This is a genomic window from Geomonas limicola, from assembly GCF_014193675.1.
GTDB lineage: Bacteria > Desulfobacterota > Desulfuromonadia > Geobacterales > Geobacteraceae > Geomonas > Geomonas limicola.
Genome location: NZ_BLXZ01000001.1, coordinates 308,012 through 322,934, shown reverse-complemented (window position 1 = coordinate 322,934; position 14,923 = coordinate 308,012). Strand labels below are relative to the sequence as shown.

At 59.0% G+C, this 14,923-nt stretch carries 12 protein-coding genes and 1 tRNA gene; all 13 read left to right on the top strand.

What is annotated here, in order from left to right; genetic code table 11:
- The first annotated feature begins 167 nt into the window (after positions 1–167).
- The 13 genes from H7688_RS01295 to H7688_RS01235 all read left to right on the top strand — a co-directional run bounded on the left by H7688_RS01295 (position 168) and on the right by H7688_RS01235 (position 14,841).
- Complete coding sequence (locus tag H7688_RS01295; RefSeq protein ID WP_183359216.1) at positions 168–2,585, top strand: glycoside hydrolase family 15 protein; 2,418 nt, start codon at positions 168–170, stop codon at positions 2,583–2,585.
- A gap of 14 nt (positions 2,586–2,599) precedes the next feature.
- A complete protein-coding gene (gene glk / locus H7688_RS01290) occupies positions 2,600–3,574 on the top strand; it encodes a glucokinase (protein WP_183359215.1) in 975 nt (324 codons plus the stop codon).
- A gap of 348 nt (positions 3,575–3,922) precedes the next feature.
- The gene (locus H7688_RS01285) at positions 3,923–4,426 is read left to right on the top strand and encodes a Ros/MucR family transcriptional regulator (RefSeq protein ID WP_183359214.1); all 504 of its coding nucleotides are present in this window, start codon (positions 3,923–3,925) and stop codon (positions 4,424–4,426) included.
- Between the two features lie 296 nt (positions 4,427–4,722).
- A complete protein-coding gene (bamJ, locus tag H7688_RS01280; RefSeq protein ID WP_183359213.1) occupies positions 4,723–5,397 on the top strand; it encodes a BamJ family beta-barrel-assembly machinery protein in 675 nt (224 codons plus the stop codon).
- A gap of 147 nt (positions 5,398–5,544) precedes the next feature.
- A tRNA-Met gene (locus H7688_RS01275) sits at positions 5,545–5,621 on the top strand.
- Between the two features lie 320 nt (positions 5,622–5,941).
- Positions 5,942–6,856 carry a hypothetical protein gene (locus tag H7688_RS01270; protein ID WP_183359212.1) on the top strand — a complete coding sequence of 305 codons (915 nt, stop codon included), beginning with the start codon at positions 5,942–5,944 and terminating at the stop codon, positions 6,854–6,856.
- 95 nt (positions 6,857–6,951) lie between these two features.
- Positions 6,952–8,319 carry a sensor histidine kinase gene (locus H7688_RS01265; protein ID WP_183359211.1) on the top strand — a complete coding sequence of 456 codons (1,368 nt, stop codon included), beginning with the start codon at positions 6,952–6,954 and terminating at the stop codon, positions 8,317–8,319.
- Entirely contained in the window at positions 8,291–8,704 is a 414-nt protein-coding gene (locus tag H7688_RS01260) for a response regulator (protein ID WP_183359210.1), read from the top strand. The genes H7688_RS01265 and H7688_RS01260 overlap by 29 nt, the downstream gene beginning before the upstream one ends.
- Positions 8,705–9,043: 339 nt before the next feature.
- Entirely contained in the window at positions 9,044–10,084 is a 1,041-nt protein-coding gene (locus H7688_RS01255; RefSeq protein WP_183359209.1) for an ABC transporter substrate-binding protein, read from the top strand.
- 42 nt (positions 10,085–10,126) lie between these two features.
- Entirely contained in the window at positions 10,127–11,761 is a 1,635-nt protein-coding gene (locus H7688_RS01250) for a sensor histidine kinase (protein ID WP_183359208.1), read from the top strand.
- A 274-nt stretch (positions 11,762–12,035) separates the two neighbouring features.
- A complete protein-coding gene (locus H7688_RS01245; protein WP_183359207.1) occupies positions 12,036–13,403 on the top strand; it encodes an HD domain-containing protein in 1,368 nt (455 codons plus the stop codon).
- Positions 13,404–13,459: 56 nt separating this feature from the next.
- A complete protein-coding gene (locus tag H7688_RS01240) occupies positions 13,460–14,230 on the top strand; it encodes a bestrophin-like domain (RefSeq protein WP_183359206.1) in 771 nt (256 codons plus the stop codon).
- A 296-nt stretch (positions 14,231–14,526) separates the two neighbouring features.
- Positions 14,527–14,841, top strand: coding sequence for a hypothetical protein (locus tag H7688_RS01235; RefSeq protein WP_183359205.1), 315 nt, complete (start codon positions 14,527–14,529; stop codon positions 14,839–14,841).
- The last annotated feature ends 82 nt before the right edge of the window (positions 14,842–14,923 follow it).

Below are 14,923 nucleotides of genomic sequence, written 5' to 3'. Positions count from 1 at the left end.
AACAGCCGATTCCGCCCCCTTTTTCTGAGCCGTCAAAGCAACCGCTTTGGCGGCTTTTTGCCGTCCCATCCCGCCGACCCAATCCCTTGCCTTGCCGCTAATTGCCGCTATCATAACGGAGGTAAAAATAGACAAATGCTAATGATAACGTCGTCCGGGAGAACCTCATGCGACCTGACGAGTACAATGCACCTGGCTGGCCGGGAGTTGCGGCACGCTGGACCTCCAGTGCCAAATCCGGGGTGGGAACCGCGCTGAGCGGAGCAAGTCCGCTCTGGTTTACCGTGGGGCACGGCATCGTGAACGAAATCTACTACCCGCGCATTGATCGCGCCTGCGTGCGTGACCTGGGGCTCGTGGTCACCGACGGCGCCCGTTTTTTCTCCGAAGAACAGCGCGACACCTCCGCCGAACTTACCTGGCTTGCTCCGGGAGTCCCTGCGTTTCGGGTGGTGACCCGCTGCAACCAAGGGCGCTACCTTGTCGAGAAAGAGCTGTTGAGCGACCCACGCCGCCCGGTGCTTTTGCAACAGACCAGCTTCAGGCCGTTTGAGGGAGGGTTGCACGGCTACCGGCTTTTCGTGCTCCTGGCCCCGCACCTGGGAAACCAGGGTGGTGGCAACAACGCGTGGCTCGGCGAGTACAAGGGAGTGGAACTGCTCTGCGCCGAGCGCAACGGTTTGGCGCTTGCACTGGCCTGCTCGGTCCCCTGGCTCGTGCGTTCGGCAGGCTATGTCGGTCGCTCGGACGGCTGGCAGGATCTCAAGCAGCACGGCTCCCTTTCCTGGCAGTACAGCCGTGCCGATAACGGGAACGTAGCGCTCTGCGCCGAGATCGACCTGGCGGCGCAAAAAGGCTCCTTCCTGCTCGCCCTCGGTTTCGGCGAAGGTGCGGCCGAGGCCGGTCAGCGTGCCCGATCCGCCCTCTGCGAGGGATTTCCTGCGGCGCGCGACGAGTACCTGAAACGCTGGAACGGGTGGCAACAAGGTCTGCTCCCCCTGGACGAGCCGGCGCCGCTCCCCGCCCTGTACCGGGTGAGCACGGCGCTTCTGCGCTGCCATGAGGCCGGGCACTTTCCCGGCGGCGTCATCGCGAGCCTCTCGATTCCCTGGGGAGAAAACCGTGGTGATAACGATCTCGGGGGATATCATCTGGCTTGGCCGCGCGACCTGGTGCAGGCAGCGGGAGGCTTTCTGGCCGTGGGCGCCAGGGATGATGCGCGCCGGGCACTCGGTTTTCTCGAGGCGACCCAGGAAGCCGATGGGCACTGGGTGCAGAACCTCTGGCTGGACGGTACCCCCGGGCAAAACGGTATCCAGTTGGACGAGACCGCGCTCCCGGTGCTCCTGGTCGACCTGGCCCGGCGCGAAGGGGGGCTGCAGCCGGGCGACCTGGAGCGCTTCTGGCCCATGGTGCGCAAGGCCCTTGGTTACCTGGTGCGTGTCGGCCCGGTGAGTGGGCAGGACCGCTGGGAGGAGGATCCAGGTTATTCCCCCTTCACCGTCGCAGCTCAAGTGGCAGCCCTTTTGGCCGGTGCCGACCTGGCCGAGTCTGCTGGCGAACCTTCACTTGGCCGCTACCTGCGTGAGACGGCGGATGTCTGGAACGACTCGCTGGAGCGCTGGATGTACCAGACCGACAGCGACTGGTGCCGGGAGTTCGACCTCCCCGGCTACTACGTCAGGGTAGCGGTTCGGGATCCCGCGGTCGAGTCAGGACGCACCCCGGAATTGGTGCCGCTGCGCAATCGTCCCGCGGCCGAGGCGATGCTCCCGGTGGCGCACCTGGTGAGCCCGGACGCCCTGGCCCTGGTCCGCTTCGGGCTGCGCGCTGCAGACGATCCGCGCATCGTGGCGACCCTGCACCTGGTGGATGCGCTCCTTAAGCTCGAGACCGATAAGGGGCCCGCCTGGTACCGCTACAACGGCGACGGCTACGGTGAGCACGAGGACGGCACCCCCTTCGACGGCACCGGTCGCGGCCGGCCGTGGCCGCTTTTGACCGGCGAGCGGGCCCACTTCGAACTGGCAGCCGGGCGTCAGGAGGAGGCCAGGCGTCTCAAGGGGACCCTCGAGGGGTTCGCTTCCCGGGAAGGTTTGTTGTCCGAACAGATCTGGGACGACCGGGACCTCCCGGCGCGGAAACTCTACCGCGGCGGGCCGACCGGCTCTGCCCAGCCGCTGGTCTGGGCCCACGCCGAGTACCTGAAACTGGTGCGCTCCCTGGCCGACGGCAAGGTGTTCGATCTGCCACCTCAGACGGTAAAGCGTTACCTGAAGGATAAGGTCAACTCACCGCGCCGCATCTGGCGTTTCAATCACAAGCTGCGCACCATGGATGCCGGCCTCGACCTGCGTATCGAGACGCTGGCTCCGGCCCTTATCTACTGGAGCTGCGATGGCTGGGAAACGGTACGTCACGCCGCCTCGTGCGCAACCGGTCTGGGTCTCGAAATGACCGATCTGGAGACGGCGGCGCTTGCGGCAGGCAAACGGGTTATCTTCACCTTCTACTGGCCCGATGCCGGTACCTGGGAAGGTACCGACTATCTCGTCACCTTCGAGGCGGCGGGGCAGGGCGTTTAGACAAGGAGGCAGTCATGGTGATTCTCGCCGGGGATGTGGGGGGGACTTCGACCCGCTTGGCCTTTTTTCGGGTGGAGGAGGGCGCACTCGTGGCGCTCGCCGAATCGCACTACCCCAGTGCCCAGTACCAAACCCTCTATCAGATCGTGGCGCGTTTCATGGGCGAACACCGATTCACCGCGGAGCGCGCCTGCTTTGGCATCGCCGGGCCGATCCTCGATGAGGCGGTCCAGACTCCGAACCTCCCCTGGCACATCGACGGCGCCCTGTTGGCACACGAGGTGGGGCTTCCCCGGGTGCTCCTCATCAACGATCTCGCTGCCAACACCTACGGCATCGCCGCGCTCAAGGACGAGGATGTGGTGGTTCTCAATGCCGGCACCCCGGACCCGACCGGAACCATTGCCGTGGTCTCCGCCGGCACCGGCCTGGGTGAGTCGCTCGCCTACTGGGACGGGGAACGGCATCGGCCCCTTCCCAGCGAGGCGGGGCATGCCGACTTCGCGCCGCGCACCGACGAGGAAGCGCAGCTCCTGCAGTACCTCAAAGGTGAGTTTGGGCGGGTAAGCTATGAGCGCATCGTCTCTGGTCCGGGATTGGTCAACATCTACCGGTTCCTGCGCGACCGGCGCTACGCGAGCGAAGATCCCTCAGTCGCGGCGGCACTCAGTCAGGGGGATCCGGCCCCGGTAATCACCCACGCGGCCCTCACCGGAAGCTCGGCCCTCTGTGCCTGGACGCTCGAGATCTTCGTCGCCGTCTATGGCGCCGAGTGTGGAAACGCCGCCCTGCGCTTTCTGGCCACCGGCGGTGTCTACCTGGGGGGAGGCATCGCGCCGCGCATCCTCTCCAAACTGCAGGAACCGGTTTTCTGGGACGCCTTCCACACCAAGGGGCGCCTGGGAAGTCTGCTCACCACCATCCCGGTAAAGGTGATCCTCAACGACCGCACGGCACTCCTTGGTGCCGCATGCGCAGCGCTTGTCTGAACATGGACAGTATCTGGTTCAGAGCAGTTGACGATTGACAATCGACAATTGACAATGGAAGAAATGGAGAGTACCTGGCTAACAAATCTTTGCAGGTCGTGTCTGAAACTCCCCGCTATATCCTCTGAGTCACCCTCTGTCCGAAACCGAGATGTATCAAAATGAACCACTGCTCTACCGTAAATGATCTAGCCCTGACACTCTAACAGCTCGCTGTCACCTCTTTGAGACAACTTTTTCCTTTCTATTGATCCTCTCTGACAGTTTATCTACCAAATAGCTATTGACATTCGTATTTTCACTGTCCATAATCTTCCTCATTATTTTCTATATAAAGGAGGGTAGCGGATGGCGACCTTAGTTGAAATCGCAGCACAACTTGTAGCATCGCACGCTTCCAGTACACCGATGACTTCCGACGAGCTTCTCGCCGAAATCGCCAAAGTACATGCAGCACTCAAAGGTCTCGAGGCGGGACAGCCGGTGGAGGGTGCCGAGGAGGCCAAACCGTCGGTGAGCGTCAAGGAAGCCTTCAAGAAGAACGAAGTAGTTTGTCTTATCTGTGGCAAAGGGGGCTTCAAGACCCTGGCCCGTCACCTGAGCACTGCCCACAGCATGAAGCCGGGTGCTTACAAGAAGCAGTTCGGCATATCCAGCAAGCAGGCGCTTTCCGCGAAGAGCTACTCCGAGGCGAGAAGGAAGATGGCCCAGGACCGCGGTCTGGCCGACAACCTCGCCAAGGCGCGCGAGGTGCGCATGGCCAACATCGAGGCCAAGAAGGGTGGGGCTGCCAAGCCCGCAGCCAAGGCTCCCAAAGCACCCAAGGCAAAGGCCCCCAAGGCAAAGAAATAGCCTGAGCTTGGTAACCAGATCGAGAAAAAGCACCTCACGGGGTGCTTTTTTTTACGCCCGCATAGCTGCTCATACAGTTTTGCCGAATCAGCCGGGAGCTCAGCTCCATCCCCACAACGGCTAAAAGCAGCCCAAGAGTTCCCCCCTTTGCGAAGGGGGGGGCAGGGGGGATTTGCCTTTTCAGTCTTAACCAATCCTGTCACAGGCGCTAATACCTTTACACAGAGCGGCTCCTTGCTATAATTCGCTCTCATGCGTATGGCATACCTACTTTCATGACACTGGAGACCACGACAATGCGTTCATTCGTCACAGCAGCACTCGTTACGGTTCTGGCTCTGCCTGTTTGTGCAGCCGGCCAGGATCAGAAATCGCTTCAAACCGATGATCAGAAGACACTCTACGCCGTCGGTCAGGTTATAGCGCGCCAGTTGAGTGTCTTCGATCTCACCCCCCAGGAACTCGAAATCGTGAAGCAGGGGCTGAGCGACGGCGTCATGGGGAGCAAGCCCCTCGTCGAGATGGAGGCCTACAAGAACAAGATCCAGCAGCTTGCCGTGGCGCGTCGCGATGCCCAAGGCAACAAGCTTGCCGCCAAGTCCAAAGAGGTGATCGATCAGGCGGCCAAAGAGAAGGGTGCGGTCAAGACCGCTTCCGGCATGGTCTACGTGCCGGTCAAGGAAGGCACCGGCACTTCTCCGGCGGCGACCGACAAGGTGAAGGTGAACTACCGCGGCACCTTTGTGGACGGCAAGGAATTCGACAGCTCCTATGCGACTGGGCAGCCGGTCGAATTCCGGCTGAACCAGGTGGTCAAGTGCTGGACCGAAGGGGTGCAGATGATGAAACCGGGTGGCAAGGCGAAACTGGTGTGCCCGCCGGACCTGGCCTATGGCGAGCGCGGTTCCGGGGCGATACCGGCAAACTCCACCCTCGTTTTCGACGTCGAGCTCCTCGAGGTCAGCAAATAGAGCCGATTTGGGTCGCCGTAGCCGTTAGCTGGAAAAAAACGGCGACCCAGATTTTTTAATTGACAAAAAAGGCCTGCTCGTCTATAAAGGAAAACTCTTGAGGCGCTGCACTGCGGTGTTAAAAGCTAAGAAATAATTATGAGTTTCGGCGGTTTAGCTCAGTTGGTTAGAGCATACGGTTCATATCCGTAGTGTCCGGGGTTCAAGTCCCTGAACCGCCACCATATAGAAAGCCCCGCAGCGTATCGCTGCGGGGCTTTTCTGCGTTTTCGCAGTACAACCTTTCCTCTCGCTGTTTCCTGCCGAATCTCGTGCTTCTTCTCCAACTCTCCCTGAATTTCTAAATATTTTTTCGGAGGATATATATTGACTTTTACCGGTCGCGCTTGATATAAGATGCGTCCTAAAATGAACTGCATCTCATTGCCTTCTTGCAATACACTCTACGCTTTCCGTCTCAGGTGATGGCGCAAAAAATGCTTTCATAAGGCCTACAAGGATGAAATTCAGCAGGTTCCTCCAAGAAATCGTCCAACATGCTTCCATGGTTCAACCCTTCTTCTGGCTACCGGTCCCGGTGCTTCTTGTCGTTCTGCTCACCTCACCTTGGCAACCCGCCCCGCTCGCCTCCCACGAATCATTCGGCCTCATGGCTGCCAACGCCTTCTTGGGCTATACCCTTTTCAATGCCATTGCCGCGGCTGTTATTGCCAAAACCTTCCTGGAACAGCGTCGGCCGGGCCTGCTGATGATGGGATGCGGGGCGATAATCTGGAACTGCTCCGGACTCGTGGGAACGGTGAGTGGACTGGGGCTCTTCAGGGAGACGGTTGACATCAACAGCCTGATAACCATGCATAATTGCTGCCTCTGGGGATCCTCTTTCTGCCATCTTGCCGGTGCCGGTCTTTCACCGAAGTGGCAACTCTCCGAGGGTAACGGCCGCGCGGCGTTGGCCACGACCTACCTCCTGGCGGGAGCGGTAGCCGGCCTGATTGTGGTGCTCGCCTACTCGGGGGGGCTTCCCGTCTTCTTCATCGCAGGGAAGGGGGGAACCATGGTGCGGCAGTTTGTGCTCGGTTCAGCGGTTGCAATGCTCGCTTTGGCGGCATTGATCCTACTCTGGCTGAACCGGTCGGCATCTTCTGCACTGCGCTGGTACCCCCCCGCACTCATGCTTTTGGCTATCGGGGTCACAGGAGTATTGGTCCAGAAGGTCAACGGCGGTTGGGTTGGCTGGCTGGGACGCGGGACCCAGTCGCTGGGAGGGTTTTACCTGGTAATAGGGGCACTGGTGTCACACATGGTGCCTTTACCCGAAGGAGTTCCCTTCTGGAGGGCTCTTACCGAGATGCGGCAGAAGTGGGCAATTTCTGCCGCCATTGCCGCGGTTTTGGTGTGCATGGGTGCGGCGGCCCGTCTCCTGTTGCTGCCCTACCTGGGAGGAAACTTCCCTTAGCCACCTTTTTCCCTGCCGTCCTGGTGGCCGCGGCATACGGAGGGCTCGTCCCCGGACTCGCCGCAACCGGCCTCTCGATCGGGATGCTTTTCTGGATGAAATTGACTGCCGGCATACCCTTCGGAGCAGAGACCTTCCACCCCCTGCGTCTATTAGCCTTTGCGGGCCTCGGCGGCGCCTTCTCGTGGGGCTGGCACAGCATTCACCAGCACCAACAAAAAGTCGTGGAGGCTGAAGCGGAAGCCCGTTACGCCTCGGATCGTGCCGCGGCCGCAGAGAAGCTCCGTGAGACTACCTCCCGACTTAAGCAGAGCGAGCAGTATTTTCCCACGCTGGTCAACACCGCCAACGAGGGTATCTGGGTAGTGGAGGCCGATGGAACCAGCAGCTATGTGAATGAGCGGATGATTCGGATTCTCGATCAGAACAGCGTGCTCGGCCGGCCCGCCGAGGGGTTCGTGCACCCCGAAGATCGGTCAGTTTTTCTGCACCAGCTGAAGGCCCTGCGGCAGGGTGGCGTAGCCAGATTCGAGGTGCGGATACCTCGCAGCGACGGCTCCGTCATCTGGCTTCAGGTCTCGGCAGCGCCCAGGATGGACGGCGCAAACGTGGATGGCACCTTCGCCATGTGTACCGACATTACCAGCCGAAAGCAGATGGAAGGCAAGCTGCTGCAACTCAACTCGAACCTGGAACAGCGGGTGGCCGAAAGATCGGCGGAACTTTCCCGGCTCAATGCCGACCTGGAGAGCTTTTGCCACTCCATTTCCCACGAGTTGCGTGGGCCGATCGCGCGGCTGAACGCTTTTAGCGGACTTGTGAAAGAGGCCGTGGCTGGGGGGGATACGGAAGAGCTTCCCTATCTGAGTGATCGTATTGAAGTTGCCAGTCGGCGACTGCGCACCGTGATCGACAGCCTGCTACTGATAAACCGGTTGTCCCGGGCGCACCTGTCGCGGGAGGCCATCGACCTGTCGGAGTTGGCGAGTCAGATCGTGAACGAGTTGTGCACCGAGTTGCCCGGGCGCGAGGTACTGTTGCGGGTAACCCCGGCACTCACGGCACAGGCGGACCAGGGGATGCTGAACATCTGTCTGCGCAATCTCCTGCATAACGCGGTGAAGTACAGCGGGACCAGACAGACTGTGACGATCGAGGTCGGCTGGCAAGAAAGCAGCGGCGCCTATTACGTCCGCGACGGTGGCGTCGGCTTCGATATGGAGTTTTGCCACAGGCTGTTCGAGCCATTTTCCAGGTTGCATCACGATAGCCAGTTTGAAGGAAGCGGCATGGGACTGACCATCGTGAAGAGGATCATCGAGCGGCACGGCGGGTCGATCTGGGCCGAGGGGGCGCCAGGTGAGGGGGCTACCTTCTTTTTCACGCTTGGCACCGGCGATTTTGTAGAGTGGTTTGGACCCAGGGGAGGTGGTGATGGACAACCTGTCAGTTTTGCTGGTTGAAGACAACGTTGACGACGAATGGCTTGCTCTGAGGGCCTTAAGAAAAGCGGGGATGCAGGAGGTTGCCGTAGTGCGCGACGGCTGCGAGGCTATCTCGTGGCTGTCTTCGGCGGCGCGGAATGTGACGGTTCTGCCTGACCTGGTCCTGCTCGATCTGAAACTCCCGAAAATGGACGGAGTCGAGGTGCTGCGGAAACTGAGGTCCGAGGCTGCGACCAGCAGATTAAACGTCGTGATTGTCAGTTCCAGCGAAGAACCCCACGTCTTGGCGACCTGTCGCAGCCTCGGTGTCCTTGGCTGTTTCCAAAAGCCGCTGACTACGCAATCTCTCTCATCGATTCTGCAGCTCCTTCCCGGTCCGGTTGAGGGCGCCGTAGCCGTATAAGTCGGTGTACCCTTGTATCAATGTTTATTCAAAAGTCGCTCCCACAACTTCCATAGAGTGGCGAGAGGACTCTTATTCAGCTAACCAGCGCCGCTCATATCAATCTGCAGGGCGGTTGTCCTTCCTTTCAGTGCTCCAACTCCCGCTTCGTAACTGTCATATCCAAGAATCTCTCTATCCGTAATACTCGGCACATCCAAATACTACTTCAGGTGTGAGCTATTTTCGTACATAGATGTAGGTCTCAGGATTGTTAAGACAAATGCATTGAATCACAATATCTGGCTGTGGTAACTTACGCGATGAACTTTGTACAAGGCGCTATGCAGGAAGGTTGCTATGTCACTGGTCATACTGATGATCGAAAAACACGCGCGAAAGGTCAAAGCCCTTATCGTCATCATCCTTCTGTTGGCTGCCCTTGGCGGCTACCTGCTGTTGCAGCGTGTCGCTCCCTCTGGTGCCGGGCTGCACCAGGTCCGGGTGGCCGATGTCCGCTTTCTTGGCTCCGCTCCCATCTATGCTGCACTGGAAAAAAATCTCTTCCGCCAAGAGGGAATTGAGGTCTCGCATGCCTTTTTCTGGGTTGGCAAGGAGGCTTTGAAGGCTGTTATTGAGGGGAAAGCTGATATCGGCACGGTTGCGGATTACCCCATTGCCATGGAGGCCCTGAAAGGCAGGAAAATTTCCGTAATCGCCACAATCGCCCGCCAGTCCAGAACCCACTCTATCGTAGCCCTCAAACAGTACAATATCTCCTCCCCGAAGGATCTCGCAGACAAAAATATCGGCGTTTCCCTGGGAACCAACGGGCACTTCATTCTGGACAGCTTCCTCCTCTATCACAAAGTACCCGAGGGAAGGGTGAGGTTGGTGGACCTCACGGCAGATGGGATGGCCGAAGCCCTCAAGAAGGGGCAAATACAGGCGGCTATTCTATGGGGGCCTCCATTGGCGAGACTTATAAGGCAGCTTGGAGACAAAGCGGTGGTTTTTGACGGTGATGAGCAGCAAATCTACACCCAGACCTGGAACCTGGTCGCCACGGATGAGTACATCCGGAAAAATCCCGAGGATGTCAAACGGGTTCTGCGCGCGTTGTCAACGGCTTGCGCGTTCATAAAGGAACATGGGGAAGAATCATTGGCAATAGCCACCAAGTATTCCGAAATGGAGCCTGGAGCCGCGCGAGAAACCTGGCAACGGGTTAAGCTGGCCTTGTCGCTGAACCCCTTGCTCATTGAAAACCTGGAAAATGAGGCGCGTTGGGCCGTAAAGAAGGAGTTGACGTCGGGGGGGCAGATTCCGAACTTTCTTGACTACATCAGCTTCAACGGCCTTGAATCGGTAGCTCCAGGTGAGGTGACGATCATCCACTAGCCGTCCGCATTATACCCCATCGGCAGTGTACCAAGGAAAATCATGACGATCCGTGCGAGGTTATACGTACTTGCTTTTTTGCCTGTGGTGCTGGCGCTGGTTGCTGCGTTGGCTGTTTTTTTGGCAAACAAAGAAGCGGCTAAAGTGCGGGTCGCCGACCAAACTTCCTCCGATATTACTAAAAACCTATTCGAGCTGAACGCCTCGCTCCAGGAATACCTGCGCCAGCCTGAAGAACGTCCCCGGGTTCAGTGCCATGCCATACTAGACAAATTACGGCTGCGCTTGGCTCAGTACCCGTCGAGCACTGCAGAACAACGCAGTTTGGTCGGCACCCTGCGCCAGAGCCATGAGGTGGAGACCGAACTTTTTACCCTCCTCGAGGCGATCCAGCAGCAGATCAACGTGGACCCTATTGATCAGGTGTTACGTGACCGCAAGGACCGTGTGGTCGGCCAACTCCTGGTAAAAAGCCGCGACCTGACGAGCGACGCCCTCCGCCTGTCGAGATCGAGCACTAACCGTCTCGAACTCGTACAGGAGTGGGCAAAGTACGCCATCTTTTTCCTGATGGTCACCGTTTCGGCCTCCATGCTGTACGTAGCCTTGCGTACGGTGCAGAGCATCAGCGGCCCTATCCACTCCCTCAACCGCTGGGCGCAGGCAATTACAGCCGGAGATCTTAACTTTCGTGGGGAGATGGAAGGTCGGGACGAACTGGGCCAACTTGCCTGTAGCTTTGCATCAATGAACTCCGCCTTGGCGGCGTCGAGGGAGTTGGAACAGGTGCAAACGGAGTCGTTGCGGCAGGCGCAGAGTGATTTGCAAAGGATAAACCAAGAGCTGGAGAGCAGGGTGGAGCAGCGTACAGCGGAGCTGGCGCAAGCAGTAAATTCTTTGCAGGTAGAGTATGCCGAGCGCATGAAGGCCGTGGAGGAAAGCCGCCAGAAGGACAAGTTGCTTATCCAACAAAGCCGCCTGGCGGCAATGGGAGACATGGTTCATAACATCGCCCATCAGTGGCGGCAACCCCTGAACGTTCTTGGTCTGCACATCCAGTCACTGGAGTTGGATTACGAGTTGGGGCTTCTGGACACGGGCAGGGTGCGCAGGAGCACAGAGCAGGCCATGCTGCTGCTCAAGCACATGTCACAGACGATAGACGATTTCAGGAACTTTTTTGTATCGAACAAAGAGAAGACCACCTTCAGCATTGATGCAGCTATTGAGCGGACACTATCGCTGGTCGGTGACAGTTTGCGGAACAATCACATTGCTGTTGTGACCCAGTTGCAGGGGCAAGCTACCGTCACCGGGTACTTCAATGAGTTCTGCCATGCCCTTCTCAACATCCTGCAAAACGCACGCGATGCCCTTTTGGAACGACAAGTAGAAGGCGGAAAAGTTGTTATTGCATCCTCGATGCAGGGTGACCACGCAGTTGTCACTATCACCGACAACGCCGGGGGAATTCCTAAAGAGATAATAGAGAAAATTTTTGAGCCGTATTTTAGTACCAAGGCTGTCCAGGGCACCGGTATTGGTCTATTTATGACCAAAAACATAATCGAAGACAACATGTCCGGAAGTATCACGGCCCACAATACAGAAGAAGGTGCTGAATTCCGCATTGAAATTCCGGGCTCAACCCGTTCCGGCACGGGCCTCTTGCGCTAGGTTGTTGATTCTTTCCCTCCGCACCAATCACTTCTGATCCCACCACGTCTATCCTGCTCCTACAACAGTACAACATCTACCTTGAGTCCTCTTCACTACGTGTTACTATTGAACGACTTTCCATACTCATAAACTTCCGCTCCGGTTGTTTATTGCTTACAGAAGCTTGGTGCTAGAAGTGGCTGAACTTTACATATCTGTCACTCACGGTTCTTGATTAGCACAATTGTCCAGAGTAACGCCGATTTTTATAAACACCACTGCAGGATAGATTATGACTAACGACCTGATACAGCGCGCACGACTCTACGCCACCGAAATGCACGAGCGCATCAACCAGCGCCGCAAGTACACGCATCAGCCCTACCCGGTGCACCTTAAAGCTGTCGCCGATCTGGTGGCGCAGGTTGGCTGTGAACCTGAAGTCGTCGCGGCTGCCTGGCTGCACGACACAGTGGAGGACACCCCGGCTACCTTCGAGGAACTGGAACGGGACTTCGGGAAAGTGGTGATGACCCTGGTTGCGGAACTCACTGACATCAGCCGAGTCAGCGACGGCAACCGTGCCGCTCGCAAGGAGATCGACCGCCGGCACCTGGCCGCGGCCTCGCCGCGCGCCAAGACGGTGAAGCTTGCCGACATCATCGACAACACGCGTGATATCGCCCGCCACGATCCCCGCTTCGCACGTACCTACCTCCCGGAGATGTTCCAGCTTCTCGAGGTGCTCACCGAGGGGAACACCAAGCTGTACCAGAAAGCGCAGCGTGCCGTGACGGAATGTGCACGAAGCTTGGGGCTCGACGTGCCGCCGGCCCTGCTGCCGGTCGCGGTGCGGGACGCGACCCCCGTGTCCCCTTTGAGTGAGGCCCTGGGGCAGATGCGCGGCCTGCAACTGTTCACCGAAAGCTTCAGCGCCCGCAGCATCTTCGAGCCGCTTTGCTCCTTCGACCGCGGCGTGTCCTGGGAACAGTTGCGGGAAAGCTTCAGCAAGCCCGGCGTAGGCGTAGTGGGGGTTCGCGAAGAGGGGTACCTTACCGGATACCTCCTCGAGGAGGATATTGACGACGAGGGTGGGGTAGGGGAGCCGCGCGGCTTTGCTTCGCTGCAGTTGGTCTCTCTGGAAACACCGCTTGCGGAAATTATCCACTCCCTTACCTACCATTCGCACTGCTTCGTGACCCTGGAGCGGGAGATCATCGGGGTGATCGGGCGGTTCGATATCGAAAAACCTGCGGCACGCATGTGGCTCTTCGGTCTCATCATGGTGATCGATAACCTCGCCACCGGCGCCATCAGGGAATACTGGCACCCGTCGGCCTGGCAGGAATTGCTCACCGAAGGACGGCGCAGCAAGGCCGAAGCCCTCTACCTGGAACGTCAGCGGCGCAAGATGCCCGGCACCCTCCTGGACTGCCTGCAGTTTTCCGACAAGCTGCAGATCCTCATGGACAACGACGGATTCCTTGAGGTGCTGGGCTTTGCCTCGGTGAAGGCAGCCAAGCGGGTGGTGGCGGACCTGGAGTCACTGCGCAACAACCTGGCCCACGGCCAGCAGATAGCCAATGCCGACTGGCCCGCCATCGCGCGTCTGGCGCGCATGTTCGAAGAGGCCAGCGGCGCTCCGGGTGTTACCGCCTAGTGAGCCGAGACGCGGCTTGCGGCCCCGCATTTTCCGGGCCTTTTGGGAGGATCCACATGGACCAGGTTTACCTCGCGCTGTCAACTGCAGCAGCGCTTTTCGTCGGTATGCTGTTTTGCCTCGAAGTGGGGCGCCGCATCGGCATTGCCTTTCTACAGCACGATCCGGCGGCCAACCAGGGGGTGAGCGCCATCGAGGGGGCGGTCTTTGGTCTCTTGGGGCTGTTGATCGCCTTCACCTTCTCCGGGGCTGCCAGCCGCTTCGAAGACCGGCGCCACCTGATCGGCCAGGAGGCCAACTGCATCGGCACCGCCTACCTGCGACTGGACCTGGTACCCCAGGACAGGCAGCCTGAGCTGCGCGACCTGATGCGCCGCTACCTGAAACTGCGCACGGATACCTACCGTAGCCCGGTCTCACAGTGGGGCCCCAAGTTGACCGAAGCGGGGCGCCTGCAGGGCGAAATCTGGGACAAGGCAGTTCGCGCCAGCCACGAGCCCGGCGTACCGTCCCAGACCGCCATGCTCCTCTTGCCGGCGCTCAACGACATGATCGACATAACCACCACCCGCCAGGTGGCGACCCAGAACCACCCACCCCGGATCGTCTTCATCATGCTGTGCGGGCTGAGCCTGGCGGGGGCACTCCTTGCCGGGTACGGCATGGCCTGCGGCAAGCGCCGCAGCCTGCTCCACGTGGTCTGCTTTTCCGCGATCATCTCGCTCACCGTGTATGTCATACTCGACCTCGAATTCCCCCGTGCCGGATTGATCCGCATCGACAGCGCCGACCAGGTGATGCTCGACCTGGCAAACAGCATGAAATGAGTCGGGGGTGACAGACCCGAGCTCCACGCTCCCGGGAACCGCTTCCTTGACAACCGTCAACGACACTCCTACCATGAATTCCTGGAAGCATCCAAACGCGGGTCCCGAGGCTCTTGGAGCTCTCGGTTCCCCTATTTATGAGGTTCATCCGGGAATTTCGGAGAGCTCACCTACCGGCAAATTTCCCTCCCCCTTCGCAAAGGGGGGACGCTTGGCCGGCTGTAAGCGCAGGGCCCCAACCGTCTCTACGCTCCTCCGGAAATACCCACTGAACCAGTGGATAAGGAGGCATCACGATGCGAACTGCCCGATTACTGTCGGTGACGGCGGCACTTGGCATCTGGATCTTGCCAGTGTGGCCCGCAAGCGCGGAGCCCGGACAACCCGAGCCCCAGCGGGATGAATGCCTGCTGGTGGCAAGGCTCGACAACGCCGATTGCTCCAACCATGTTGACTCCATTGATAACCGGATCACACGGCTGCAGCGGGAAATTGCCAAGGGAAACCAGGTCTACAGTGCCGAGGAATTGAGTTACCTGAAGAAGGAGTTGCAGCAGTACCAGGCCATGCGCGAGTACCTCGACAGGAACGCCCCCAACGGCGGATACTGAGGCACGCGTTGCTGCACACAACAAAAGAGGCGGGGAGCCAGAGTAGCTCCCCGCCTCTTTTGTTAGGCGGACGTTGCAGACG